Origin of the sequence: Phaeobacter sp. JH204B (genome assembly GCF_048055755.1) — a bacterium.
Lineage (GTDB): Bacteria > Pseudomonadota > Alphaproteobacteria > Rhodobacterales > Rhodobacteraceae > Phaeobacter > Phaeobacter bryozoorum.
In genome coordinates this window covers 72,066-96,227 of sequence record NZ_JAYMXF010000002.1, presented here as the reverse complement: position 1 = coordinate 96,227, position 24,162 = coordinate 72,066, and the positions used below count along the sequence as shown (strand labels likewise).

Annotated in this window: 23 protein-coding genes, 1 tRNA gene and 1 riboswitch; of the genes, 5 read left to right on the top strand and 19 right to left on the bottom strand. The window is 65.4% G+C overall.

All coding sequences use genetic code 11. The features are described from left to right. Positions 1-123: 123 nt before the first annotated feature. The 3 genes from VXL81_RS00475 (at position 124) to VXL81_RS00465 (ending at position 3,263) form a co-directional block, all read left to right on the top strand. Entirely contained in the window at positions 124-1,101 is a 978-nt protein-coding gene (locus VXL81_RS00475; RefSeq protein ID WP_260090143.1) for a Bug family tripartite tricarboxylate transporter substrate binding protein, read from the top strand. Between the two features lie 148 nt (positions 1,102-1,249). Then, a complete protein-coding gene (locus tag VXL81_RS00470) occupies positions 1,250-1,744 on the top strand; it encodes a tripartite tricarboxylate transporter TctB family protein (RefSeq protein WP_416552451.1) in 495 nt (164 codons plus the stop codon). A gap of 1 nt (position 1,745) precedes the next feature. Then, a complete protein-coding gene (locus VXL81_RS00465; RefSeq protein ID WP_340544868.1) occupies positions 1,746-3,263 on the top strand; it encodes a tripartite tricarboxylate transporter permease in 1,518 nt (505 codons plus the stop codon). A 58-nt stretch (positions 3,264-3,321) separates the two neighbouring features. On the opposite strand, the gene VXL81_RS00460 is transcribed toward VXL81_RS00465, so the two are convergent. Genes VXL81_RS00460 through VXL81_RS00430 form a run of 7 tightly spaced genes read right to left on the bottom strand, consistent with a single transcriptional unit; the run spans position 3,322 to position 9,960 of the window. Then, positions 3,322-4,254, bottom strand: a complete 933-nt coding sequence (locus VXL81_RS00460) for an AEC family transporter (protein ID WP_340544869.1) — start codon at positions 4,252-4,254, stop codon at positions 3,322-3,324. 51 nt (positions 4,255-4,305) lie between these two features. Next, positions 4,306-5,103, bottom strand: a complete 798-nt coding sequence (locus VXL81_RS00455; protein WP_340544870.1) for an MBL fold metallo-hydrolase — start codon at positions 5,101-5,103, stop codon at positions 4,306-4,308. Continuing rightward, entirely contained in the window at positions 5,103-5,924 is an 822-nt protein-coding gene (locus tag VXL81_RS00450; protein ID WP_416552449.1) for a TatD family hydrolase, read from the bottom strand. Before VXL81_RS00450 ends, VXL81_RS00455 begins: the two co-directional genes overlap by 1 nt. Positions 5,925-5,968: 44 nt before the next feature. Continuing rightward, positions 5,969-7,090, bottom strand: a complete 1,122-nt coding sequence (locus VXL81_RS00445; RefSeq protein WP_416552447.1) for a DNA polymerase III subunit delta' — start codon at positions 7,088-7,090, stop codon at positions 5,969-5,971. After that, the gene (gene tmk, locus VXL81_RS00440; RefSeq protein WP_340544873.1) at positions 7,087-7,791 is read right to left on the bottom strand and encodes a dTMP kinase; all 705 of its coding nucleotides are present in this window, start codon (positions 7,789-7,791) and stop codon (positions 7,087-7,089) included. Before tmk ends, VXL81_RS00445 begins: the two co-directional genes overlap by 4 nt. Then, entirely contained in the window at positions 7,788-8,978 is a 1,191-nt protein-coding gene (locus tag VXL81_RS00435) for a D-alanyl-D-alanine carboxypeptidase family protein (protein WP_340544874.1), read from the bottom strand. The genes tmk and VXL81_RS00435 overlap by 4 nt, the downstream gene beginning before the upstream one ends. Positions 8,979-9,030: 52 nt before the next feature. After that, positions 9,031-9,960, bottom strand: a complete 930-nt coding sequence (locus tag VXL81_RS00430; RefSeq protein ID WP_416552445.1) for an SPOR domain-containing protein — start codon at positions 9,958-9,960, stop codon at positions 9,031-9,033. 333 nt (positions 9,961-10,293) lie between these two features. Here VXL81_RS00430 and VXL81_RS00425 point away from each other — a divergent pair. Further along, positions 10,294-10,383, top strand: a tRNA-Ser gene (locus tag VXL81_RS00425). 75 nt (positions 10,384-10,458) lie between these two features. On the opposite strand, the gene cobF is transcribed toward VXL81_RS00425, so the two are convergent. The 7 genes from cobF to cbiE all read right to left on the bottom strand — a co-directional run bounded on the left by cobF (position 10,459) and on the right by cbiE (position 16,851). Beyond that, the gene (cobF, locus tag VXL81_RS00420; protein WP_340544877.1) at positions 10,459-11,226 is read right to left on the bottom strand and encodes a precorrin-6A synthase (deacetylating); all 768 of its coding nucleotides are present in this window, start codon (positions 11,224-11,226) and stop codon (positions 10,459-10,461) included. A gap of 69 nt (positions 11,227-11,295) precedes the next feature. After that, on the bottom strand, positions 11,296-11,973 hold the full coding sequence (locus VXL81_RS00415) for an energy-coupling factor ABC transporter permease (RefSeq protein ID WP_340544878.1): 678 nt from the start codon (positions 11,971-11,973) through the stop codon (positions 11,296-11,298). 27 nt (positions 11,974-12,000) lie between these two features. Further along, positions 12,001-12,217, bottom strand: a riboswitch (cobalamin riboswitch). Between the two features lie 187 nt (positions 12,218-12,404). Beyond that, positions 12,405-13,169: a uroporphyrinogen-III C-methyltransferase gene (gene cobA / locus VXL81_RS00410; protein WP_416540507.1), complete on the bottom strand. Its 765-nt coding sequence runs from the start codon at positions 13,167-13,169 to the stop codon at positions 12,405-12,407. Further along, positions 13,166-14,485, bottom strand: coding sequence for a cobyrinate a,c-diamide synthase (locus VXL81_RS00405; RefSeq protein WP_416544058.1), 1,320 nt, complete (start codon positions 14,483-14,485; stop codon positions 13,166-13,168). The genes cobA and VXL81_RS00405 overlap by 4 nt, the downstream gene beginning before the upstream one ends. Before the next feature lie 4 nt (positions 14,486-14,489). Beyond that, positions 14,490-15,284 carry a precorrin-4 C(11)-methyltransferase gene (gene cobM / locus VXL81_RS00400; RefSeq protein WP_340544881.1) on the bottom strand — a complete coding sequence of 265 codons (795 nt, stop codon included), beginning with the start codon at positions 15,282-15,284 and terminating at the stop codon, positions 14,490-14,492. Further along, positions 15,281-15,658: a cobalamin biosynthesis protein gene (locus VXL81_RS00395; protein WP_416552443.1), complete on the bottom strand. Its 378-nt coding sequence runs from the start codon at positions 15,656-15,658 to the stop codon at positions 15,281-15,283. The genes cobM and VXL81_RS00395 overlap by 4 nt, the downstream gene beginning before the upstream one ends. Beyond that, positions 15,655-16,851 carry a precorrin-6y C5,15-methyltransferase (decarboxylating) subunit CbiE gene (gene cbiE, locus VXL81_RS00390; RefSeq protein WP_416552441.1) on the bottom strand — a complete coding sequence of 399 codons (1,197 nt, stop codon included), beginning with the start codon at positions 16,849-16,851 and terminating at the stop codon, positions 15,655-15,657. Before cbiE ends, VXL81_RS00395 begins: the two co-directional genes overlap by 4 nt. Here cbiE and VXL81_RS00385 point away from each other — a divergent pair. Then, positions 16,850-17,590 carry a cobalt-precorrin-6A reductase gene (locus VXL81_RS00385; RefSeq protein ID WP_416552439.1) on the top strand — a complete coding sequence of 247 codons (741 nt, stop codon included), beginning with the start codon at positions 16,850-16,852 and terminating at the stop codon, positions 17,588-17,590. The two genes, cbiE and VXL81_RS00385, sit on opposite strands and share 2 nt — an antisense overlap. On the opposite strand, the gene cobJ is transcribed toward VXL81_RS00385, so the two are convergent. Genes cobJ through cobN form a run of 5 tightly spaced genes read right to left on the bottom strand, consistent with a single transcriptional unit; the run spans position 17,587 to position 24,131 of the window. Beyond that, entirely contained in the window at positions 17,587-18,351 is a 765-nt protein-coding gene (gene cobJ, locus VXL81_RS00380; protein WP_416552437.1) for a precorrin-3B C(17)-methyltransferase, read from the bottom strand. The genes VXL81_RS00385 and cobJ overlap by 4 nt on opposite strands. Beyond that, on the bottom strand, positions 18,348-19,076 hold the full coding sequence (locus VXL81_RS00375; RefSeq protein WP_260087413.1) for a precorrin-2 C(20)-methyltransferase: 729 nt from the start codon (positions 19,074-19,076) through the stop codon (positions 18,348-18,350). Before VXL81_RS00375 ends, cobJ begins: the two co-directional genes overlap by 4 nt. A gap of 3 nt (positions 19,077-19,079) precedes the next feature. Beyond that, positions 19,080-19,709 (bottom strand): precorrin-8X methylmutase, encoded by a 630-nt coding sequence (locus tag VXL81_RS00370; RefSeq protein ID WP_416543116.1) that lies wholly within the window; start codon positions 19,707-19,709, stop codon positions 19,080-19,082. A gap of 1 nt (position 19,710) precedes the next feature. Next, complete coding sequence (gene cobG, locus VXL81_RS00365; RefSeq protein WP_416552435.1) at positions 19,711-20,889, bottom strand: precorrin-3B synthase; 1,179 nt, start codon at positions 20,887-20,889, stop codon at positions 19,711-19,713. Then, the gene (gene cobN / locus VXL81_RS00360) at positions 20,886-24,131 is read right to left on the bottom strand and encodes a cobaltochelatase subunit CobN (protein ID WP_416552433.1); all 3,246 of its coding nucleotides are present in this window, start codon (positions 24,129-24,131) and stop codon (positions 20,886-20,888) included. The genes cobG and cobN overlap by 4 nt, the downstream gene beginning before the upstream one ends. Between the last annotated feature and the right edge of the window lie 31 nt (positions 24,132-24,162).

Below are 24,162 nucleotides of genomic sequence, written 5' to 3'. Positions count from 1 at the left end.
ATTCATCCAGGTGGCCGGGCAGGTGGCGGCTGCATCGGGTGTGACAGGTTTGTGTCAGCTTAACGTGTTCCCTTCCAGTCATGAGCGGCCAAGCCGCCATTTGTCAAATGGGAGGACAAACAGATGAAAACGACTTTGACCCGGCGCGCCCTGATGGCGGTGACCGCTGCGACACTGGCCTTTGCGGCGCCGGTTTCCGCAGATGAGATGGTGGACAGCATCCACTTTCTGATCCCCGGCGGCGCAGGCGGCGGCTGGGACGGCACCGCGCGCGGCACCGGTGAGGCGCTGACCAAGGCGGGGCTTGTGGGCAATGCCTCCTACGAGAACATGTCCGGCGGCGGCGGTGGCAAGGCGATCGGCTATCTGATCGAAAACGCCGAGAGCAACCACGGCACCCTGATGGTGAACTCCACCCCGATTGTGATCCGCTCGCTGACCGGTGTCTTCCCGCATAACTTCCGTGACCTCACCATGGTCGCAGGCACCATTGGCGATTACGCGGCCATCGTGGTGGGCAAGGACAGCCCGATCAACTCCATGTCCGATCTGATCGCCGCCTATCAGGCCGATCCGCGCAAGACCGCCATCGGCGGTGGCTCGGTACCCGGTGGCATGGACCATCTGGTTGCCGCAATGGTGATGAAGGCCGCAGGCGAAGAGCCGACGGCGGTGAAATACATCCCCTATGATGCAGGCGGGGTTGCCATGGCGGCGCTGCTGTCCGGTGAAATCGCAGCACTCTCCACCGGTTTCTCCGAGGCGATTGATCTGGCCAACGCAGGCGAGGTGAAAATCATCGGCGTCACCGCCGAGGACCGCGTGCCGGCCTATGCAGACGCCCCCACGATGAAAGAACAGGGGATCGACGCAACCTTCGTCAACTGGCGCGGTTTCTTTGGCGCCCCCGGCCTTCCGCAGGAAAAGGTCGACGCCTATCGCGCGGCCCTGGCCAAGATGTATGACACCCCCGAATGGGAAGAGGTCCGCGCCCGCAACGGGTGGGTCAACATCCACAACAGCGGCGATGATTTCGTCAGCTTCCTGGAAGGTCAGGAAGAAGTTATCAAGAGCCTGATGCAGGAACTCGGCTTCCTCTAAGTCTGGCAGAGCAGACAGGCGTCCGGTCCGAGAGGTGTCGGGCGCCCGCCTCTGACGACAGAAACCGGCGGCGCAGATCTTCGGGAGGAGCCGCGCTGCCTCTCAGGTTTCATTCTGAACATATCTCACCAAAGGGGGGGAGAGCCTCATGGCGCTCGACCGATGGATCGCGCTGGTCATCCTCATGATCAGCCTCGCCTATGGCTACACGGCCTTTTTCACCATGGACGAAGGGCTGCCGCCGTTCATGAAATTCAATGCCATCTGGCCCAGCACCTTCCCCAAGGGGTTGTCGGTTCTGGCGGTGATCTGTGCTTTGATCATCCTGCTGTCGCCGCAGAAAGCCGATGCAGGCCCAAAGACGGGTGACATCGATTACCGCCGCCTGCTGGATTACAAGCTGGGGCAGGCCGTTGCACTGCTGGCGATGATGGTGATCTATGCACTGGCGCTGCGCCCGGTTGGGTTCCTGATCGCAACCGTCGGCTTTCTGGTGATCAGCGCCATGATCCTGGGCGAACGCAAGCTGCATATCCTGATCCCCATCGCCGTCGTTGCGGCAGGTGTGGTCTGGTATCTCGTGCAGGGGGTGCTGGGCATCTACCTGCGCCCGCTGCCGCTCTTCCTTGGCAATGGAGTCTGATATGCTGGACGGTATTCTGATCGGCCTCGGCACCGCCTTTTCCCTCAGCAACCTGCTGATGGTCATCGGTGGCTGCCTCATCGGCACCTTCATCGGCATGTTGCCGGGTCTCGGCCCGATGAGCATCATTTCCATCATGATCCCGGTGGCGATTTCCATCGGCGATCCTTCGGCGGCGCTGATCCTGCTGGCCGGGGTCTATTATGGCGCCATCTTTGGCGGCTCCACCTCGTCAATCCTGATCAACGCGCCGGGCGTGGCCTCGACAGTGGCAACGTCCTTCGATGGCTACCCGCTGGCGCGGCAGGGCAAGGCCGGCAAGGCGCTGACCGTCGCCGCGATCTCCTCCTTCTGCGGCGGCACCATTGGTGCCGTCCTGCTGATGATTTTCGCGCCTGCACTGGCCAGCGTCGCGCTGCTGTTCCACTCCGCCGAATACTTCGCCTTGATGGTGGTGGGGCTGTCGGCCATCGCCGCCTTTGCGGGGACCGGCCAGGTGGTGAAGGCGCTGCTGATGACCGTGCTTGGCCTGATCATGGCCACTGTGGGCGAGGGCGCGCTGTTCAACATGCCCCGCTTTACCATGGGCATCATGGATCTTCAGTCGGGCTTCGGTTTCATCACGCTGGCGATGGCGATGTTCGCCCTGCCGGAGGCGCTTTATCTGGTGCTTGATCCCAGCCGCTCTGCCAGCGAAGGCGGCAGCAGCGAGATCAAGGATCTGCGCATCACCAGAGCGGAGGCCAAGTCCATCGCGCCGGTGATTGGCCGTCAGTCGATCCAGGGCTTTCTGATCGGCGTCCTGCCGGGGGCCGGAGCCACCATCGCTTCCTTCCTGGGCTACGCGGTGGAGCGCAATATCGCGCCTAAGGACGAACAGAAAGAGTTCGGCAAAGGCTCGATCAAAGGCCTCGCCGCGCCCGAAAGCGCCAATAACGCGGCCTGCACCGGCTCCTTTGTGCCACTGCTGACGCTGGGCATTCCTGGCTCCGGCACCACTGCGATCCTTCTGGGGGCGCTGATTGCGCTCAATGTTTCGCCCGGTCCGCGCCTGATGGTGGATGAGCCGGAGATCTTCTGGGCCGTGATCATCTCGATGTATGTCGGCAATCTGGTCCTGCTGATCCTCAATCTGCCGCTGATCCCCTATATTGCCAAGGTGCTGGCGGTCCCGCGCAACTACCTGATCCCCTTCATCTTCTTCTTTACGCTGATGGGGGCCTATATCGGGCAGAACAATGCGACAGAGTTGCTGATCCTTGTGGGTTTGGGGATCTGTGCCACGGTGCTGCGCTTTGCCGACTATCCGCTTGCGCCCTTGCTGATCGGCTTCATCCTGGGGTCGATGCTGGAGGATAATTTCTCCCGCTCGATGCAGCTCTATGATGGGCTGGGCTTCCTGATGGAACGCCCGATGACCATCGGCCTGCTGGGGCTGGCAGCCATTCTGGTGATCCTGCCCAGCTACCGCGCCCGCCGCGCGCGGCTGCGTCAGGCCGGGGTGGCGGACGGCGACTGACGGGCGCCATGGAAACAGACCATCGGGGGCGCTGCGGCGCCCCTGTTTGTTTGCCCCCTCAGCCCAGGATCAGCAGCCACAGCCAGACTGTCAGGATACAGCTGCCGGTCGCAATCAGCACCGAGGAGGCCGCCACCCGTTTCGCGCGCCCATACATATTGGCAAAGATATAGGCGTTGAACCCCGGCGCCATGGCCGCGTTCAGCACGCCGGAGCGGAACAGATCCGGCTGCACCTTCAGTGCCGTGCCCATGCTCCAGACAATTGCCGGATGCACCATCAATGAGATCGCGCAGACAAAGCCAATGGCGCGCAGATCGCCCTCTGGCCGGTATTGCACCAGCACGCCCCCCAGTGCGAACAGCGCCGCAGGCAGGGCGGCGCGAATGACCAGCGACAGCGCCTCATCCACCGCCTGCGGGATCCACAGGCCCGAGAGATTGACGACAAACCCCAGGGCGATGCCCAGGATCAGCACATTCTTGAACATCGCGCTCAGCACGGCCTTCACGGTCTTGCTGCTGCCAGCGCCCCGGCTGCGCACGATCTCCATCACCGTGATCCCCAGCCCGTAGCAAAACGGCGAGTGAAAGGCGATGATCGCATAGTTGCCGGTCAGATTGTCGGCACCATAGGCCCGTTCCGTGATCGGCAGCCCCAGCAGGACCGAATTGGAGAACAGGCAGCAAAACCCGATCGCCACGCAATCTTCCCAGTCGCGTTTGAAAATCAGCCGCGCGCCCGCCATGCCCAGACAGAAACAGGCCGCGGCGCCGGTGTAGAAACTGATCAGCAGGCGCGGATCGAAACTCGCCGACAGATCCAGCGTCGCAATGGCGCGGAACAACAGGCAGGGGATGGCAAAGCTCTGGGTGAATTTCATCAGCCCATCGACATGACTGGCCTGAAAATACCCCCGCCGGGTGGCGATATACCCCGCACCGATGACCAGAAATACCGGCAGGATGACATCAATCAGGCTCTGAAACATGACGTGCCTTCCTATCGGCGGGAGAGGGGTCTGCCCACCGGCGGACGCGGATCAGATCGGGTATTCGATCACCATCCCGTCATAGGCCGGGTCGATGTGATCGGGGGTCTCTGCGGCGACCTCGGCATAATCGAGATCAATGTGCATATTGGTCAGCACCGCGCGTTTTGGCGCCATCCGGTCGATCCACTCCAGCGCCTCGTCCAGCGACAGATGGGTGGGATGTGGCTTGCGGCGCAGCGCATCCAGAATCCAGCAGTCCAGATCCTGCAATTCCACCAGCGCGCTGTCGGGGATCTTGGCCACATCTGGCAGATAGGCCAGATCGCCAATGCGGAACCCCAGCGCATCCATGGAGCCGTGGTTGACCTCAAACGGGCGCAGGGTGATATCGCCACCGGGGCCAGAGATGGTCAGCGGTCCATCAATGCTGCGCAGGTCCAGAATGGGCGGGTAGGGAGAGCCTTCGGGCTGCACAAAGGCATAGCCGAACCGCGACAGCAGCGCGTTCTGCGTTTCGCCATCGGCATAGACCGGAATGCGGTCGCGCATGTTGAAGACGATCATGCGCAGATCGTCGATGCCATGCACATGGTCGGCATGGGAATGGGTGTAGACCACCCCGTCCAGCCGCCCGATACCACTGTCCAGCAACTGGCTTCGCATATCCGGGGAGGTGTCGATCAGCACCGTTGTGGTGCCCTCCGGCCCCTCACGCTCCACCAGCAGCGAACAGCGCCGCCGGGTGTTGCGCGGATTGGTCGGGTCGCAGGCGCCCCAATGCCCGCCAAGACGCGGCACCCCACCGGATGAGCCGCAGCCCAGAATGGTAAAGCGCAGCACGCCCATCAGGCGGCAGCCTCATATTGGGCGACTTTCCAGAACAGCCGGTCGAAATTTGCCTGCGTCTGCGCGGCAAAATCGGCGTAGTCCACACCAAACACCTCGGCACCCACGCGGGCGGTATGGGCGGTATAGGCCGGCTCATTGCGTTTGCCGCGATAGGGGGGCGGCGCCAGATAGGGCGCGTCGGTTTCCACCAGAATACGCTCCAAGGGGGCGGCGGCAAAAATATCGCGCAGCTCCTGGCTCTTGGGGAAGGCGGCGATGCCCGACATCGACAGGTAGAACCCCAGATCCAGCGCCGCCCGTGCCAGTTCGGGCGAGGAGGAGAAGCAGTGCATGACGCAGGTATAGGCGCCCTTGGCCATCTCATCGCGCAGGATCATCGCCATATCATCATCCGCCGCGCGGGCATGGATGATCAGCGGCAGGCCGGTTTCTCGCGCTGCCGTGATATGGGTCCTGAGCGATGTCTTCTGCACCTCAGCACTCTCAGCGGTATAGTGATAGTCCAGCCCGGTCTCGCCGATGCCGACAAACTTGGGATGCTGCGCCAGCGTCACCAGCTCATCAACCGACACCAGCGGCTCATCCGCGGCGCTCATCGGGTGGGTGCCGGCGGCATAGAACACCGGCGCATGCGCTTCGGCGATGGCGCGCACGGTGGGTTCATTGCGCAGCTTGGTGCAGATAGTGACCATCCGGGTGACACCGGCCTCTGCCGCGCGCGTGATCAGCGCGTCCAGCTCGCCCTCGAAATCGGGGAAATCCAGATGGCAATGGCTGTCCGTGATGGACGGGGGCATGGGGGAAAGGCTCTCGGTCATCTGTGCTCTCTGTCGCGTCCTGCGGGGCGGTCCGGTCGCCCGGATCAGCGCGCCGCAGTGTCCTGCATCTTGAAAACCGTATCTAGAACAAGTGCTGCGGGGTCAAGGTTCACCGCCTGACCGTGGCGCATCCGGGCTGTCACCTGCGCTGCCAGATCCGCCCAGGCCCGCGCCTTCTGCGGTGTTGGAGAAAGCCGCGACAGCACCGCGGCCTCCTGCGGGGCGGCCTCCGGCTGCGGCGCCATTCCGGTGGCCCCGGTGCGCGCCAGCCGCGCCAGCGCGGTGTCGATCAGCGTCAGCAGCAGCTCGAATTTGTCGGCCGCACCGCGCGCTGCGGCCTGTTCCGCCAGCGCCATGGCGCGCTGCCGATCCAGCCGGGGCATACTGTCCAGCAGCCGCACCACATCGCTATAGGCCTGTAGGCCGCCAAGGTTCAGCAGCCGCAGCGCCGCCCCGACAGAGCCATTGGCCAATGCGGCCAGATGATCGGCCTGACCGGGCAGCTCGGCCCCCGCCTGATTGAGCGCAGCCAGCATATCCTCAGGCCCCAGCGGCGACAGCCGCAGCAGGCGACAGCGCGACCGGATCGTCGGCAACAGCCGCGAGGGCTGATGCGACACCAGCAAGAGCGTTGTGCGGGCGGGCGGCTCCTCCAGCATCTTCAGCAGCGCGTTGGCGGCGCTGGTGTTCATCTCGTCGGCGGCATCGACAATCACCACCCGGCGCCCGCCGTCAGTTGCCGACAGGCCAAAGAACTTGTTCAGCGCGCGGATGTCATCGACCACGATCTGATCGCGCAGCTTTCCCTTGTCGTTGATGCTGCGGGTGATCGAGGCCAGCCCCGGCTCCGCCAGCGCCTGAATACGGTGCTTCACCGGGTGGTCCGCGCCAATCTCCAGCGAGGTGGCAGGCGGCGGCGCGCCAAACAGACCGGCATCCTCCGCCGGGGGCTGCGCCAGCAGAAAGGCCGCGATCCGCCAGGCCAGCGTCGCCTTGCCCACACCCTGCGGTCCGGTCACGAGCCAGCCGTGATGCAGCCGGTCCGAATTGAAGGCGGTCAGGAAATCCTGCTTTGCCTGATCCTGTCCGAACAGCTGAACCGTCTCGCGCGGGTGCGGCGCGCCAACGGTCTGATCCGCGCGCAGGGGGGCGTCATCCTTGCTCATCTCGCCGCGCCATTCTCTGCGGCGGCTGAGGTCACGCCGGGCAGCGACGGGGTGACGGTCGCCAGCACATCCTCGGCCACCAGCTCAATCGGGCGGTCCCCGTCAATGACGCGAAACCGGTCGGCAAACTCCTCCGCCAGCGCCAGAAATCCTGCGCGCATCTGCTGTTGCAGATCCAGACCGAAATCCTCAAACCGCTCCTCGCTGCCCTGACGCCCCTTGGCGCGGGCCAGCCCCTTGGCCGGGTCCATGTCGATCAGCACGGTCAGATCCGGTTCCTGCCCGATCATCAGCGCGTGCAGCTGGTCGACGCTGGCGCGCAGATCGCCGCGCGACAGCCCCTGATACATCCGGGTGCTATCGGCAAAGCGGTCGCAGACCACGACCTTGCCTGCCGCCAGCGCAGGCAGGATCCGCCGTTCCATATGGTCGCGCCGTGCCGCCGTGAACAACAGCAGCTCGGTCTCCGCAGACCAGCGGTCAGGATCCCCCTCCAGCACCAGACGGCGGATTTCCTCGGCACCATCGGAGCCTCCCGGCTCACGGGTCAGCACCACCTCATGGCCACGCGCCTCAAGCGCCTCGGCCAGCAGCCGGCATTGTGTCGATTTGCCGGACCCGTCGATGCCCTCAAAGGTCACGAACAGGCCGGGGTAAGCAGAGGCACCGCCGGAGCCAGCGGCAGGTTTGGCTGCTGTCACTGGCTGACCTCGGGACCGCTGAGGAAGCGTTTCACCAGCACCTGGGCTGCGGTTTTCACCCGCACCGGAAAGCCGCCGGTCGGAATGTCCTTCTCCGCCACCAGCGGCAGGCGCACCTCGGGCAGCTCATCCGGTTGCAGCACCAGCTCGGCCAGTTTCTGGCCCTTTTCGATGGGGGCATCAATCGGCCCGGTATAGACCACCTCGCCGGTGATTTCGCGGCCCGCAAGCGCAGGCAACAACACATTCAGATCCTCGGCAGGCACCAGCCCTACGGTTGTCTCTGCCCCGCGCCAGACCTCGGCTTCTGCGACCGGAACACCCGCTTTAGCCACCGTTTTTTTGGCAAATTGGCGAAACGACCAGTTAACGATGGCCTCGGCCTCCTCTGCGCGGGCGGTGGTGCTGTCCAGACCGGTGATCACAAAAATCACCCGTCGGTCACCCTGTGCCGCGGAGCCCACAAGACCATACCCCGCCTCGGATGTGTGACCGGTCTTCAGACCATCCGCGCCAATGCCCAGACCCAGCAGCGGGTTGCGGTTGCGCACATTGGAGGGCGCGCGGCCATCAAATTCAAACTCCCGCTCGGCAAACAGTGGATAATACTGGGGGAAATCCTCGATCAGCTTTTCCGCCAGAATCGCCAGATCCTGCACCGACATACGGTGCCCGGCGGCGGGCCAGCCGTTGGAATTGGCAAAGGTGGAATTCTCCATCCCCATTTCCTGCGCCCGCTTGGTCATGTAGCGGGCAAACCCCGCCTCGGTGCCATCCGGGCTCAGCGCTTCGGCCAGCACCACACAGGCATCATTGCCTGACAGCACGATGATCCCGCGTAACAGATCCTCGACCCGGACCCGGTCCTGGGTGTTGAGGAACATGGTCGAGCCCTTGTAGCTCATCGCGTGTTCACTGACCGGCAGGCGCTCATCCAGCGTCAGGCGGCCATCGCGGATCGCCTCAAACGCCACATAGAGCGTCATCAGCTTCGACATCGACGCAGGCGGCAGCGCCAGATCGGCGTTCTTGGCCAGCAGCACCGTGTCGGTCTCCTGATCCAGCACATAGGCGGCGCGGGCGCGGGTATCAAAAGCCGCCGCCGACAGCGCCGAGAGGCTGACCAGAAGGCCAGCCGCACAGGTCAGTTTCAAGGCAGAGCGAAACGGGGAGGGAAGAAAGGTCATGACAGGGTCGTCTTTCCGATTGGTCAGGTCAGGCAGCGCCGCACAGGCAGGGTCAATTGGTGACCGCATAGGCATCGGAGAAGCCGACGTCCTTTACGCTCTTCAGCAGCTGACTGCGTTCTGATTTCGATTGAGCCGGACCCACAAGCACCCTCCAGAACGGCTTGCCGTTGCTGGATTGGGCCAGGACAGAGGGCACAAGCCCGGCGTTGCGCATCTGATCGGCGGTGCGTTTGGCATTGGCCTCAACGCTGAAGATGCCGATCTGGATATAGGGTTTGCTCAGCGATGAGCTGGTCGCCGCCACCTTGGCTGTCGCAGCGGGTGCTGCGCTCACGGCGGCGGGCGCCGGGGCAATGGCGGTGGGGGCTGCGGCATCAATCGCAGCGGCTGCATCGGCAATCGGATCAAGCGGCTGGATGTCGATGTCAGCGGCATCGCTGATTGCGATATCCGCGTCATCCAGCAGCTCCGGCGCAGGTTGATCCGGGTCGGCCACAGCTTCGCGGCGCAGGGCGGTCACATTCAGCTCAACCGGCGCGCCCGCCAGCATGCCAAGCGCCTCGGCGGCATCGGAGGAGACCTGCAACCGGGGGCCGGGGATCTCCCGCTCGCGCCGGAACAGCGCGCCGATCACAAATTTGCCATTGGTCTGATTGCGGATGATCACCTGTTCGGGATCTTCGGCATCCGGATGCGCCACCCAGACCCCGCCCAGCGACGGGCGACCATCCCAGAGACCCGCTTCGGTCACCTGGAACACTTCCGGCGCCTCGACCTCGCGTTCCACCAGCCGGGTGCTGCTTGAGGGCGTGACGGCGCCCGCGTCCTGCGCCTTTGGTTTCAGAAAGGCCAGCCCGGGGCCGTCCTCGCAGGCACCAAGGATCATAAGCCCGGCCAATGCCGCAGCCAGCCGCGCCCCGCGACGCGGCGCACCGAGGCGTCGCGCGCTGTGTTTCCGTGTCGACATAGCGTGAACCATGTGTGCTTCCTTGCCTGTATCTGACGGCGTCCCGCGCCCGGTCTTGTGCTCAGCCATATGACCAGTCACCCACCCCGAGCCGGTTGCTCCGGCGTCAGCTGTTCCTGTACCGGTTGTTCCGGCGCCCTTATGCTGGGCGCAGCATAGCCGTCAGGCAATCGCATGGAAACCCTGCCGCCGCCCGCTCGGCAAGATTTCGAAGATCGCGGATCCGCCCGCCCTCCACGTCCCCGCAGGGGGCCAACTGCGGCTGAGCACGGCGCTGCAGAAATGCCGCCCGCTGCAATTCCCTCTTGCCAGAACGGCAACCAGCGCCTAAACCCGGCGCCGACCGGGGAGGTGGCAGAGTGGTCGAATGCGGCGGTCTTGAAAACCGTTGAACGTGAGAGCGTTCCCAGGGTTCGAATCCCTGTCTCCCCGCCACTCCAGCTGCCCTAAGCTCAAGCGCATGGCCACAGTCATCGCCGAGCGCGAGACCGGACATCTGCGCAGCTGTTGTCAGCTGCGCCGCAGCAGGTAGATATCCATGATCCAGCCGTGATCCGCACGCGCCTTGGCACGGGTCTCGATGATCTGATCGGTGACCTCGGCCAGCGGACCCGAGATCGAAATCTCATTCGCCATGCCGGCATAGGCCGTCCACCAGATGTCGATGCCGTCAGCCTCAAGAGACTGGAACGAACAGGCGCCATCCAGCATCACAACCACGGTATCCGCGGTGGCAGGCCAGCCGGCATCGCGCAGCTGTCGTCCGGTGGTGATGGTGAAGGGGCCGTTGATCGTATTGATCGGGATCGCATGGGCCGCCGTCAGCGCCTGAATGGAGGTGATGCCGGGAATGACGCGCAGGGCAATCTCGGCCCGTGTTTTCAGCCGGTCCGCAATCCGCATCGTACTGTCATAGAGCGACGGATCCCCCCAGACCAGAAACCCGACCGCGCCGCCCTCGGGCAGGTGGCTGGTGATGGTCTGCCACCAGATCTCGGCAATGGCGTCATGCCAGTCATCCACCCGTTGGCGGTAATCCTGTGTCGCCTCATCGCGCACCGGCAGGTCGAATTCCACGATACGGGGGCCATCGCCCTGCTGTCCGCGACTGCGGATCGCCTCGGCGCAGATCGCCTGTCGCAGTCCCGCCAGATCATCTTTGCCGGCCCCTTTGTTGGGGATCAGGATCAGATCCTGCGCGTTCAGTGCCTCAACGGCCTGAAGGGTCAGATGCTGCGGGTTGCCGGTGCCGATACCGATCAGGGTGAGGTCAATCATTGCGGGGCCTTTCAGACGAAAACACGGCCCCGAAGGCGGGGCCGTGCCGGTTCACTCATGTGCCAAGGATCAGGCGTTGTTGTAAAGACGCGGCGTGACCAGCGCGCTGCCATTGAGGCCACGCGTCGCCTTTGCCGCCGCCAGAACGGCCAGATCGGCAATCGGCTCGATCAGGATGACCAGCATATAGGCGCCGCCAAAGCTCAGCACCGAGGTCACGGTCGCGCTGCCAAATCCCTGACCGTAGAAGGCCCAGAACGCCACCCAGGCAACCACGCCGCCCTGATAGGCGGTGCTCAATGCCAGCGCCTGGCTGTATTTCAGGTCGATATAGGCGGTGCCAGGCGCGATGATGCGGCTGGCCAGCGCCTGCAGCGCAAACAGTGGCACCAAGAGCGTGGTCAGGTTGATGAAGTACATCGGCAGATCAAACGGGGCAAAGAACACGCCTTGGATCAGCAGACCCATCGCCAGACCAAAGGCCGCAGGCGCGGACCCAAGGATCAGGAACAGGGTCGAGCCGAGAATGAAATGCACCTCGGAGACGCCCACCGGGAAATGCGGCAGCACTTCAAAGAACACCAGCACACCCACGGTCGCGATCATCGCGCGCAGCGCGTAGGAGGCGATATTGGTCCTCTTCAGATCCACAAAGGTCTCTTTTGCAGCATAGGTCGCGGCACCGGCTGCGGTGGCATAGGACAAGCCAATTTTGGTGGCATCAACGATGCCCGGTTCGATATGCATATCTGTCTCCTCTCCGTCTCACCCGACGGGTTGATTATGTGGTATGGCCGGTCTCCTGACTCGCGGGTCGCTGCTTGCTTTCCCCCTTCCCAGCCAGTTGGCCAGTGGGTGTTGGAAAGCTGCTCGCCGCTCACAGTCGCGGGGGCGGTTGAGGCTTCGGTGCCGCAATTGGGTCCACCGTTCCTCATTCCCGTTTCAGTCCTGACGCTTCGCGCCGTTGGACACCATATGGCGCCTATCTGGCCCCTGCGCCCCGACTCGGTCAAGTTTGAATCCGGCCCCGGAGAAGGCGATTGCGACGCGCCCTTGGGTCAGCTGCGGCGAACACGCGAAAATGGAAATGCCCCACCCGCGAAACACGGGCAGGGTGTGGCGCGCTCAGAGCGGGATGACCTCTGGTCCGGGCGTAGGGACCGCGCGGTGACGGCGGGTCAGTGGTCGTCCTTGGCCTTCACGGCGGCATGGGCCGGATCCGCAGGCTGATCGGCAAGCGGGCCATAGAGGATCAGCACCGGCGCGGTGGTCTCCATCGCACGCAGCACCTCCGGCAGCTCGCCCACCGTGTGGCAATGCAGCTCCTGCTCCGGCGTCGAGACCCCCAGTGCAATCAGCGCATGGGTCTGCGGGGGCAGCCCCGCCTCCAGCAGCTTCTCCGCCAGCGCCGCAAAGGTCCGCTTGCCCATATAGACCACGGTGGTCGCATCCGGGTCCGCCAGTGCGGCGAGGTTCAGCTGATCGGGCAGCCCACCGGTCACGTCATGGCCGGTGATGAATTGCAATCGCCGCGCCGTCAGCCGCCGGGTCAGCGGGATATTCGCCGCCGCCGCCGCTGCCGAGGCCGCGGTAACGCCGGGCACGATCTCGAACCCGATACCCGCCTGCCGCAGCGCGGTGATTTCTTCCTCCAGCCGGCCAAAGACACCGGAATCGCCCGATTTCAGCCGCACCACATGCAGCCCACTTTGGGCATAATCCACCAGAAGCTGGCTCACATGGTCCTGCTTGGGGGAGGGACGTCCGGCCCGTTTGCCCACGCCCACCAGATCCGCGTCGGCGCGGGCATGGGTCAGGATCGGCCCCGAGGACAGGTCGTCAAACAGCACCGCATCCGCGGCCTCCAGCCGCTTCACCGCCTTCACGGTCAAGAGCTCCGGGTCGCCCGGACCGGAGGACACAAAGGAGACAAAACCGCTCATGCGCGCTCTCCCGTGATCAGGTGAAAGAACGTGCCGGTAACATGGCCCTTGATCGAGCCGGTCTCTGGCACCGGGCCGCCGTCGGCATCCATGACATTGGCCAGCGGCGCATCGGGTTCTTCCAGAATGGTCGAATAATGGAACTCATGGCCGCGCAGTGCTGTGCCTGCGTCAAATCCGGGCATCGCCGCCTGAAGCACCGCACGGCGGTAGCCAAGGTGGAACTTGCGCTTCTCGTAGGAGGTCACGAGGCCCAAGAGGCCCAGCATCCGGTGGCGGTTGCCCTCCTTGTCGATCAGCGCCTCGCCCAGGGCCATGTAGCCGCCGCATTCGCCGTGCACCGGTTTGGTCTCGGCGTGCTTGCGGACACCGGCGCGGAAGGTCTCCGCCGCCGCCAGCGTGCCGCCGTGCAGCTCGGGGTAGCCGCCGGGCAGCCAGACCAGATCGGCATCAGCCGCGGGTGCCTCATCCGCCAGCGGCGAGAACGGCAGGATCTCTGCCCCCGCCGCGCGCCAGCCTTCCAGCAGGTGCGGATAGGTGAAGGAAAACGCCGCATCCCGCGCCAGCGCAATCCGCTGGGCAGGTGGCTTGGGCAGGCGCGCCGGGGCGGGGGCAGGCCCCGCCAGCGCTGCCGCCTTGATCGCGTCGAGGTCGACATTCTCGCGCAGGAACGCCGCATAGCCCGCGATGGCGGCTTCCAGATCGGGATGTTCCACCGCCTGGATCAGGCCCAGATGCCGCTCCGGCAGCGCCAGATCGCCGCGCCGGGGCAGGGAGCCGAGCACCTTGATGCCTGCCTTTTCCATCCCCAGCCGGGTCAGCCGCTCATGGCGCGGGCTGGCTACACGATTGAGGATCACCCCGGCAAAGGGCACTTCGGTGTCATAATTCTTGAACCCCAGCGCCGTGGCCGCCGCCGATTGCGCCTGTCCGCCCACGTCTACCACCAGCACCACCGGCCAGCCCATCCGCTTGGCGGTCTCGGCGGAGGAGCCAAAGCCCGACTGCCCGCGCGTCGCCACACCGTCATAAAGGCCCATGGAGCCTTCGCCGACGCAGATTTCCGCCCCCGCAGATTGCGCTGTGACTGCATCCAGCAGGCCGCCGTCCATCGCCCAGGTATCGAGGTTGAAACTGGGCCGTTTCGCCGCCGCCAGGTGAAAGGCCGGGTCGATATAATCCGGCCCGCTCTTGTAAGGCTGCACCACCAGCCCGTCTTCGGCCAGCGCCCTGAGCAGGCCCAGCATCACGGTGGTCTTGCCGGTGCCCGAGGAGGGCGCCGAGATCATCAGTCCGGGAGGGTTCATATTTGTCATGGCCTTAGTCGTCCCCATGGCTCCAGCTCGACCACGGGCTGTCGGCGCTCTGCGGCCGGTAGCGGCGATCGTATTCGGTGGAATAGAGGCAGCTTTCGTCAAAGCCTTCGCCCTTCAGCACCGGTCCAACAAGGATCAGCGCGGTGCGGGAGATTTTCTCGTCCAGCGCATCCTTCAGGGTCTCCAGCGTGGCGCGGATGATCTGCTGATCCGGCCAGCTGGCGCGGTAAACCACCGCCACCGGACAATCCGCGCCGTAATGGGGCGCGAGGCTGTCCACCACATGGTCCAGATTGCCGATCGACAGGTGAATGGCCAGCGTGGCACCGGTACGGGCGAAATTCTCCAGCGTCTCGCCCTCGGGCATCGAGGACGCGCGCCCCGGCGTGCGGGTCAGCACAACCGACTGGCCAAGGCCCGGCAGGGTCAGCTCGGTGCCGAGCGCGGCCGCCGCAGCGGCAAAGGATGGCACACCGGGGGTGACGCTCACCGGAATGCCCTCCGCCTTCAATCTGCGCAGCTGTTCGCCCATCGCCGACCAGACCGACAGATCGCCGGAATGCAACCGCGCCACGTCCTGTCCCGCCTCATGCGCCGCCTTGATCTCCGCCACGATGGCATCCAGATCCATCGCCGCGGTGTTCACGATCTTTGCATCCTCGGGGCAATGGCTCAGGATTTCCTCCGGCACCAGCGAGCCCGCGTAGAGGCACACCGGGCAGGCGGCGATGATGTCGCGCCCGCGTAAGGTCAGAAGATCGGCAGCGCCGGGGCCGGCGCCAATGAAGTGAACGGTCATGGCTCAAGTCTTTCTGCTATGGCCGCGGTGGCAAGCCCATCCGCGGTGACAACTCTCGGGGAAAGAAGGCGCGCGCGCGCGCCCTTCACCCCATGGCGCGCGCCCGCCAGCGCCGCGGCTTCCGCCAGCGACCCGGTGCCGAACCGCGCCTTTATCCTTGGCGAGCAGGTCAATGTCTGCTCCCCGGTTATATCCTGTTCCTGCAATGAAATCACCGGCAGCCCAAGGCTGCGCGCAAACTCCTGCATAGCGGGGGCGTCGGCCTTCTGAGCGATGGAGGCCAGCGCATCCACCCGCTCCCCGGTCAGCGCCAGCGCGGACTGCAAATCCGCCGCCGTGGCCGTGCTGCGGAACCCGATGCCTGCCACCTTCATCGCGTGACACTCCATTGTATGACAGGCCGCGCCCGGCGCCAGTCGCGCATGGTGCCCAGCGGCCCGGCCTCGGCGATCTCCGCTTTCAAGAGATGCCCGCCATGGTCCGCATGGGCGCGCATCAGCAGGGTTTCGGTCTCCAGCGTGACGCCGTTTGCGACCAGCCGGGTGCCTGCGGGCAGGATGTCCCACAGATGATCCAGCAGCGCCTGCGAGCCGCCGCCGCCGATGAACACGCAGGCGGGCATCTCAAACCCGTCCAGCACCTCCGGCGCCTTGCCCAGCACCGCCGTCATCCGGTGATCCAGCCCGAACGCCGCCGCATTGGCGCGGATGTTCGCCAGTCGGCTTTCGCGCGGCTCGAAGGTGATCGCCCGCGCGCTGCGTGCCGCCAGGCACCACTCCACCGAGACGGACCCAGACCCGCCGCCGATGTCCCACAGCAGCTCACCTGCGCGCGGGGCCAGCGCCGACAGGGTCAGCGCCCGAATGGGGCGTTTGGTGATCTGCCCGTCACTGGAAAAGAGGTCATCCGCCAGCCCCGACGCCTGCGGCAGCCCGGGCCGCATGGCCTCGATGGCCATAAGGACCGGCGCTTCTGCCTGCGGCAGATCCCAGGCTTCGGCTGTTGCTTGGCGCAGCCGTTGCCTTGGCCCGCCCAGCCGTTCCATCACATGAAGCCGCGCGTCGGGCTGGCCGTTTGCAGCCAGCCATTGCGCCAGCTCCGCCGGTGCCTTGCCATCGCGCAGGGTGCAGATCACCCGCACGCCCCGGCCCAGCAGCGGCAGCAGCCGCGCAAAAGGTGCGGCATGAAGGCCAAGGCACAGAACCTCCTCCAGCTTCCAGCCCAGAAGATTGGCGGCCAGCGCAAAACAGGATGGCACCGGGTGCGACACCCATTCACCCGCCGCCAGATCCCGCATCAGCGACCCGCCGGCGCCATGCCAGAACGGATCGCCGGAGGCGAGAACAGCGACTTTGCGCCCGCGCATCGCCAGCACCGGCCCGGTTGAAAACGGCACCGGCCAGGGCTGACCCTTGCTGCCGGCCTCCACCAGCTCCAGATGCCGCGGGCCGCCAAAGATCACCTCGGCCTGCTCCAGCGCCTTCCGGCTTGCATCGCTTAAGGAATCCAGTCCATTTTCGCCCAGACCAATGATTGTGAGCCAGTGCTGTGAAAGGCCATCAGACATGACACGCATCCTTCTGCTGGGCGGCACCACCGAGGCCTCGCAATTGGCCAAAACCCTTGCGGAAACTGGCGCGGATGCAGTGTTTTCCTACGCGGGCCGCACCGCCAAACCGGTCAACCAGCCGCTGCCCACCCGCATTGGCGGCTTTGGCGGGATCGAAGGTCTGGCAGCCTACCTGCGCGCCGAAAACATCACCCATGTGGTCGACGCGACCCACCCGTTCGCGGCGCAGATGAGCACCAACGCGGTGCACGCCTGCGAAGCGGCGGGCGTACCGCTCTGCGCCTTTGAACGCCCGGCCTGGCAGGCGGGGGAGGGCGACCGGTGGGTTCAGACGGACAGCATCGAAGGCGCGGTAAATGCTCTGCCGGATTCCCCCGCGCGGGTGTTTCTGGCGATCGGCAAACAGAACCTTGCGCAATTCGCCGCCAAACCGCAGCACCACTATCTGCTTCGGCTGGTGGATGCGCCGGAGGCGGATTTGCCGCTGCCAAACACCACGGTTGAAATCGCCCGCGGGCCGTTTGACGTGGCGGGCGACACAGATCTGATGCAGCGCCACGCCATCACCCATATCGTGGCCAAGAACGCCGGCGGTGCAGGCGCAGCCGCCAAACTCGCCGCCGCGCGCACCCTCGGCCTGCCGGTCATCATGATCGGCAGACCCGAGGTGCCTCAGCGGCCCGTATTGGGCAGCGTGGCAGAGGTGATGGCCTGGCTGTTGCATTCCGCCGCTTAACCCTCAGCCGCGTAGCGGGGGGTGTAAACGTAATGGCCCACCCGCCGCGTGTCGCGGTTGCCGACAATAACCACCGTGCGCATGTCGGCCATCTCGGGCGTCGCATCCTTCAGCGGCACGGTCAGCAGCTCCTGTCCCGGCTTGGTCACGTCGCGGGCAAAGGTGATCAGCGTCTCCGCGCCGCAGGCCTCGCGCAGGATCTCCAGCGCGCGGGCAAACTGATGCGGTCGCGACTTGGAGCGCGGGTTGTAGAACGCCATCGCCAGACCGGCCTCGCCAACCAGTTGCAGGCGTTTTTCAATGAGGCTCCAGGGCTTCAGGTTGTCGCTGAGGTTGATGGCGGCAAAGTCATGCCCCAGCGGCGCGCCGATGGCAGCAGCGGCGGCCAGCATGGCGGTGATGCCGGGCAGCACCTTGATCTCCAGATCCAGCCACTCGGGGTTGCTTTCGGCGTTGTTCTCCAGCGCCTCAAACACAGCGGAGGCCATGGCGAACACCCCTGGATCACCGGAGGACACCACGACAACCCGCTTGCCCTCGGATGCCATTTCCAGCGCATGGGTGGCGCGGTCCACCTCGACCCGGTTGTCGGTGGCATGCAGCGTCAGCCCCTCGCGCGGCGCGACCCGGTTCACGTAGGGGATATAACCAACGATATCCGTGGCCTCATCAATGGCGTCGCGCACTTCCTGCGTTACCAATGCCTCGTTGCCGGGGCCAAGCCCCGCAATCACCACCCAGCCGTTTTGCGATACAGTCATGGTCGGCGCCCCTGTCCGTGAACCAAGACGATAGAGAAATAGGGCACCTCGCCGTCGATCTCCGACAGCTTCTGCACGGTTTGCCCGGGCATGGTGCCGCGTTCGACCAGCCAGGCGTCATCGGCGCGGCCCGCACGTTCCAGGGCGCGGCGCAGCTTGGGCAGGTTGCGGCCGATTTTCATGACGACCAGCGCGTCGGTTTCCGCGGCGCGTTTGGCCAGCTCATCCTCGCTGAGGGTGGCCATCGCCACGGTCAGCACATCATCGCCCCAGGTGATCGGCTGGCCGGAGGCGGTCCAGCAGCCGGACATGCCGGTGATGCCGGGAATGATCTCCTGCGCGGCCCGGCCCTGAAGGCGGGTGTAGAGATGCATATAAGAGCCATAGAGGAACGGATCCCCCTCACAGAGCACCACGACGTCCTCGGTCTGGGCAATCTCGGCCAATGTGTCGGCCCAGCGGTCATAGAACTCCGCCAGCACCCGGTTGTATTCGGGATCGGAGAAATGGATCTCGGTGGTGACCGGGTATTCCATCGCGTGTTCGGTGACGCCGTCTGCCAGCATGCCTTCGACAATCGCGCGGGCCTGGCCCTTGCGGCCGGCCTTGCGGAAATAGGCGATGTGGCGCGCGCCGGAAATCATCCGGTGCGAGCGCAGGCTCATCAGATCGGGATCGCCGGGGCCGAGCCCCGCGCAGATGACTTTGCCCTTCGCAATGGTCATGGCTTACTCTTTCCAGCTCGCCAGCGCGTTCACGGCAGCGACAGTGATTGCAGACCCGCCGAGGCGCCCTTTGACGATCATCGACGGCACTGGCAGATCTTCCATCAGCGCCTCTTTGGATTCCATCGCACCGACAAAACCGACGGGACAGCCGATAATGGCGGCGGGGCGGGGGCAATCGGGGTCTTTCAGCATGTTCAACAGGTGAAACAGCGCGGTTGGGGCATTGCCGATGGCCACGACCGCACCTTCCAGTTTCGGGCGCCAAAGCTCCAGCGCGGCGGCGGAGCGGGTGTTGGACATCTCCTTGGCCAGCTCCGGCACCTTGGGGTCTCGCAGGGTACAGATCACCTCATTGTCCGCGGGCAGGCGCGGGCGGGTGATGCCCTCGGAGACCATATACGCATCGCAGAGGATCGGCGCGCCCTTGGCAAGGGCTGCGCGGGCGGTCTCGGCCATGCCTTGGGAAAACCGCACATGCTCCTCCAGCCCCACCATGCCTGCGGCGTGGATCATGCGGACGACGACAACTTCCTCGTCCTTGCTGAAGCGCGCCAGATCGGCCTCGCGGCGGATGGTGGCAAAGCTTTCGGCATAGATCGCGGCGCCATTGGTTTCATAGGTGTGGAGCATATCAGCTGCCCTCTGTCATAAGGTCTGGAGCGGCGCGTAAGCGGGCGGCGCTCAGGGAGGTGTTTAGCGGGTGATCGGCGGCAGTGCCATTGCGGATCAGGTCAAATTGGTCGTCACCGGTGGCGGTCAGCACCAGATCGGCGGGGCGGGGGTGGGCACAGCCTTTGGCGCAGCCGGAGACATGCAGATGCAGGCCCGCAGGCACCGCAGGGGCCAGATCGCGGGCCAGAGCGCGCGTCGCCGCGCGCGCCTGCGGGCAGCCGGGTGCCCCGGTGCAGGCGCTCACCCGCAGGCGGGGATCCGTTGCATCCAGGATCAGGCCGGGCAGGGGGGGCAGGGTGCTGGCGCCTTCGACAAGCAGCATCCGCCAGGGGGTGAGCCGCAGCGCGCCGTGATCGGCCAGCGCGGCCAACGTGCGGGCAGGCATCTGGCCAAATTCCAAAGCCACCAACAGCCCCTGCGCCGATGCGCCCGGGAGAGGCCGGAGGGAAGACGTTGCGGCACCGACCGTTGCCGCATGCGCCGCAGGGGGGCCGCGGCGCGCAATCAGCCGGTGCATTCTGCCACGCCCCCCGGACGCGCCGCCTTGGTCGAGAAACCAGCGCGCCAGCGCGAGGGCGTCGCCTGCGGCACCGTCAGCCGTGACCGGCAGGCCCCTGTCTGCACCATCGGCGCGCAGGATCAGCCCGTCAGGGCCACGTTCGATGCGGATATCTGCGGCTGTCTCGGCCAGCACGGGCAGGTCACCACAGTCCACGGCAAAGCCGAACTTGCCGGGAAGCGCCAGATCGCGGGCCTCCGTCAGCGCGGCGGCCAGCGTCTGCGCAATCTGGTGGCTGTCGTCGCCTGCGCGCCAGAACGGCGTCAGGGTGATATTGCGACGCGCTTCGGCCTCTGCGTCCTCATCTACCAGACCCAGATCGCCAAGACCTGCGATCAGTGGCAGATGGGCGTCCTCGCGAATGCCGCGCAGTTGCAGATTGGCGCGGGCGGAAATATCGACAATGCCGGATCCACAGCGCTGCGCCAGATCGGCCAGACCACGCGCCTGATCCGGTGTGAGTCGCCCCGAAGGTGCACGCACCCGCACCACCAGCCCGTCGCCCGACAACATCGGACGCAGCGCACCGGGACACCAGCCATAGACTTTGGGCGCTGGGGAGGCGGCTTGCTCAGTCACACCGCGCCCTCCAGCTCGGCCATGATCGAGTTCCGCCGCGTGCTCCACAGGCCGGCATCAAACAGCGCGCGAAAGCGGTCGCGCATGGCAGCCAGCGCGTCGGGGTTCTCGCGCTCCATGAAGTCGACCAGATCCTCGCGGCCCAAAGTGGCCTCGAAATAGAGATCAAAGAGATGCGGCTGCACCACCTGCGCCAGATGGGCAAAGGCCGCCATATGATCCAGCGTCGCCGCGATTTCCGCCGCGCCGCGAAAGCCGTGGTTCATCATCGAGGTGGCCCAATCGGGATTGGCGGCGCGGGCGCGCGTCACGCGGGCGATCTCCTCGCCCAAGCTGCGCGCCTGCGGTTTGTCAGGCCGGGTGGCATCCATGTGGTAGAGCGCCGGTGCCTTTTGGCCGATGCGCGCCATGGCGGCGGCAAATCCGGCCTCATGCGCGGCATAATCCGAGGCCACCAGCAGGTCGGTTTCCGGCAGATCCTGCAGGTGCACAAAACTATCCGTGGTTTGCAGCCGGATCTCCAGGGCCTCGCGGGCATCGGTGATGGTGCCCTTGGCATCAATCGCGTGCGACGACGCATTGAGCCAGGCCTCGCCCGCTGCCGCGCGGGCCGCGTCGCTGTAGTCATCCAGATGCGGGTTCATCGATAGGCCATATTGGCCCGGTTTCGGGCCAAAAACGCGGGGCGTCTGCGCCAGATAGGGATTGTCGCTCGCGCTTTCCTCGCGGCCTGCCAGCGCGGCGGCGGCGGCCTCGAACATCTGCGCCAGACCGGGGAAGACGTCACGGAACAGACCGGAGACCCGCAGGGTGACATCAATGCGTGGCCGGTTCAGCATCGAGAGCGGCAGCACCTCGAAACCGGAGACGCGCTCGGAGCCTTCGTCCCACTTGGGCGCCAGCCCCGCCAGATGCAGCGCCATGGCAAATTCCTCGCCCGCGGTGCGCATGGTGGCCGAGCCCCAGAGATCAATCACCAGCCCGCGTGGCCAGTCGCCATGGTCCTGAAGATGGCGGCGCAGCAGCTCTTCCGCCAGCTTGACCCCTTGCGCCTGCGCCGCGCGCGACGGCACCGCGCGGGGATCCGTGGTAAAGAGGTTGCGCCCGGTCGGGATCACATCCGTACGGCCGCGAAACGGCGAGCCGGAGGGGCCGGGGGCCACCATCTGGCCATTCAGCGCGGCCACCAGCCCGGCGCGTTCCTCAGCGCCGCATTGACCGGTGCCAAAGATATGCAGCCCTTCCCCATATTGGCTTTCCTTGATGTCGCAGACAAAGGCGTCGATCCGGGTGATCGCCTCGGCGGGCGAGGTGTCTGGCGTGAGGCCCAGATCAGCCTCCACGCCTGTGCCCTGCGCCTCGGCCCGGATGCTGTCGATCAGCCGGTCGCGGCGTGCCGGATCCAGTCCGTCAGCGGTGGAATATTCATCAAGCAGGCTTTCCAGCCGCGCCATGCCTGCGGGCAGATTGGTCTGCGCCAGCGGCGGCGGCAGATGGCCCAGGGTGACGGCGCCAATGCGGCGCTTGGCCTGCGCGGCCTCGCCCGGATCATTGACGATAAAGGGATAGGCGACAGGCAGCGGCCCGGTCAGCACCTCGGGCCAGCAGTGCTCCGACAGGGCGACGGCCTTGCCCGGCAGCCACTCCAGCGTACCATGGGCGCCGATGTGGACAATGGCGTCGGACTGGCTGCGCAGCCAGATGTAAAACGCCACATAGGCATGGCGCGGGGTGCGGTCGAGATCGTGGTAATCATCGACGCGGGTTTTCACCTCGCCGCGTTCGGGTTGCAGCGCGATCAGCGCCTTGCCTGCCCGCAACGCCTTGAAGTGAAAGGCACCATCGCGGCAATCCGGGTCTTCCTCAGCGGCACCCCAGGCCTCCGACAGCCTGTCCTGCAACACCTTCGGCAGGGTCGCCAGCGCAGCCCGGTAGCCCTCTAGCGAGATGGTCTGCGTCTCCGCCATCAGCCGCAGGCCGGTGCTTTCCAGCGGTTCCACGACATAGCCCTGATCCCAGAGCTCGCGCAGGATTTCATCGCAGGAGGCCAGCGCATCCAGTCCCACCGCATGGGCCAGATTGTGATCGCGGCCCGGATAGGTGGATAGCACCAGCGCCAGACGTTTGTCGGCATTTGGCAGCTGCGCCAGCCGCAGCCAGCCCTCGATCCGGTCAACGGCTGCGGTGATGCGGCCGGGATCGGCGCGATGGGCAAAGCGGGAATATTGCAGATCCGGGTCTTTCTTGCCCGGCGCCTTGAAGCTGACCAGCCCGGCGAAAATGCGGCCATCCACCTCGGGCAGCACCACATGCATGGCAAGATCGGCCGGGGACAGCCCGCGATCGGCCTCGGCCCAGTCCTTGCGCCGCGCGGTGGACAAGGCGACCTGGAACACCGGACAGCCGGTGGTGGAGAGCGGCGACGCGCTGCCATCGGTGCCCTGCGCCGAGAAGGCGGTGGCGTTCACGATGGCTGCCGGGGCCAGTCCGGGCAGTTTGTCACGCAGCCAGTCCGCGCTGGCCGGTGCCTTGAGGCTGGCAGCAAAGGCGCCATAGGCCGCATAGCCCCGTCCGCGCAGCTCATTGATCAGCGCATCCACCGGGGCGGTATCGGCCGCCGTCAGATAGGAGCGGTAGAAACTCACCAATATGAGGGGTTTGTCCTGCGCCGGCAGATCCGCCAGCACGCCTTTTTCCGGGTCATAGAACCCGTGTTCGGGCGTGCTCTTGAGGCCAAGGACCGGACCGGCATAAAGCCCCGCCGCCAGCGACAGCTGGGCAAGTGCCGCCTGTGCCGCCACCGCACCGCCGGCATCACATAGATGCTGGAGCCGGCGCAGAGTTGAAACCGGCAGGGTCGAGAGGGCGTCCAGACGGGCATCTTCGCGCCCGTCAGCCGGCAGGATCGCCAGCGCGATGCCCTTGCGCCGGGCCAGATCCTGTAGCGTGGCAAGCCCGTAGGACCAGTAGCTTTCGCCGCCGATCAGACGTACCAGAACGCCCTTGGCGCCCTCCAGTGTCTGTTCGGCATAGACATCGACCGAGAGCGGGTGTTTCAGCGCCACCAGATTGGCAAGGCGCAGGCTGGGCAGCTTGCCCTCGGCCCGGTGCCAGCCCGCCGCAAAGGCCCCGAGATCGCTGTCGGAGAACGAGAGCACCACAAGGTCCGCAGGCGTCTGCCCCAGATCCTGTGGTGTATCACTCTCGTCGAGGCCGTGGCTTTCGCGGAAGACGACATGCATGGGTCAGGCCTTTGTATTCTGGCAGGCGGCG

Bases quoted from the DNA above. Each gene is read 5' to 3' on its own strand.
- VXL81_RS00405 (WP_416544058.1), bottom strand. From the start codon at position 14,485: ATGACAAATATGAACCCTCCCGGACTGATGATCTCGGCGCCCTCCTCG.
- cobF (WP_340544877.1), bottom strand. From the start codon at position 11,226: ATGATTGACCTCACCCTGATCGGTATCGGCACCGGCAACCCGCAGCAT.
- VXL81_RS00395 (WP_416552443.1), bottom strand. From the start codon at position 15,658: ATGAAGGTGGCAGGCATCGGGTTCCGCAGCACGGCCACGGCGGCGGAT.
- VXL81_RS00455 (WP_340544870.1), bottom strand. From the start codon at position 5,103: ATGGGCGTGCTGCGCTTTACCATTCTGGGCTGCGGCTCATCCGGTGGG.
- VXL81_RS00435 (WP_340544874.1), bottom strand. From the start codon at position 8,978: ATGACCTTTCTTCCCTCCCCGTTTCGCTCTGCCTTGAAACTGACCTGT.
- VXL81_RS00430 (WP_416552445.1), bottom strand. From the start codon at position 9,960: ATGGTTCACGCTATGTCGACACGGAAACACAGCGCGCGACGCCTCGGT.
- VXL81_RS00385 (WP_416552439.1), top strand. From the start codon at position 16,850: ATGACACGCATCCTTCTGCTGGGCGGCACCACCGAGGCCTCGCAATTG.
- VXL81_RS00470 (WP_416552451.1), top strand. From the start codon at position 1,250: ATGGCGCTCGACCGATGGATCGCGCTGGTCATCCTCATGATCAGCCTC.
- cobN (WP_416552433.1), bottom strand. From the start codon at position 24,131: ATGCATGTCGTCTTCCGCGAAAGCCACGGCCTCGACGAGAGTGATACA.
- cobJ (WP_416552437.1), bottom strand. From the start codon at position 18,351: ATGACTGTATCGCAAAACGGCTGGGTGGTGATTGCGGGGCTTGGCCCC.
- VXL81_RS00460 (WP_340544869.1), bottom strand. From the start codon at position 4,254: ATGTTTCAGAGCCTGATTGATGTCATCCTGCCGGTATTTCTGGTCATC.
- cbiE (WP_416552441.1), bottom strand. From the start codon at position 16,851: ATGTCTGATGGCCTTTCACAGCACTGGCTCACAATCATTGGTCTGGGC.
- VXL81_RS00375 (WP_260087413.1), bottom strand. From the start codon at position 19,076: ATGACCATTGCGAAGGGCAAAGTCATCTGCGCGGGGCTCGGCCCCGGC.
- cobA (WP_416540507.1), bottom strand. From the start codon at position 13,169: ATGAGCGGTTTTGTCTCCTTTGTGTCCTCCGGTCCGGGCGACCCGGAG.
- VXL81_RS00475 (WP_260090143.1), top strand. From the start codon at position 124: ATGAAAACGACTTTGACCCGGCGCGCCCTGATGGCGGTGACCGCTGCG.
- VXL81_RS00450 (WP_416552449.1), bottom strand. From the start codon at position 5,924: ATGACCGAGAGCCTTTCCCCCATGCCCCCGTCCATCACGGACAGCCAT.
- cobM (WP_340544881.1), bottom strand. From the start codon at position 15,284: ATGACCGTTCACTTCATTGGCGCCGGCCCCGGCGCTGCCGATCTTCTG.
- VXL81_RS00415 (WP_340544878.1), bottom strand. From the start codon at position 11,973: ATGCATATCGAACCGGGCATCGTTGATGCCACCAAAATTGGCTTGTCC.
- VXL81_RS00465 (WP_340544868.1), top strand. From the start codon at position 1,746: ATGCTGGACGGTATTCTGATCGGCCTCGGCACCGCCTTTTCCCTCAGC.
- VXL81_RS00370 (WP_416543116.1), bottom strand. From the start codon at position 19,709: ATGCTCCACACCTATGAAACCAATGGCGCCGCGATCTATGCCGAAAGC.
- VXL81_RS00445 (WP_416552447.1), bottom strand. From the start codon at position 7,090: ATGAGCAAGGATGACGCCCCCCTGCGCGCGGATCAGACCGTTGGCGCG.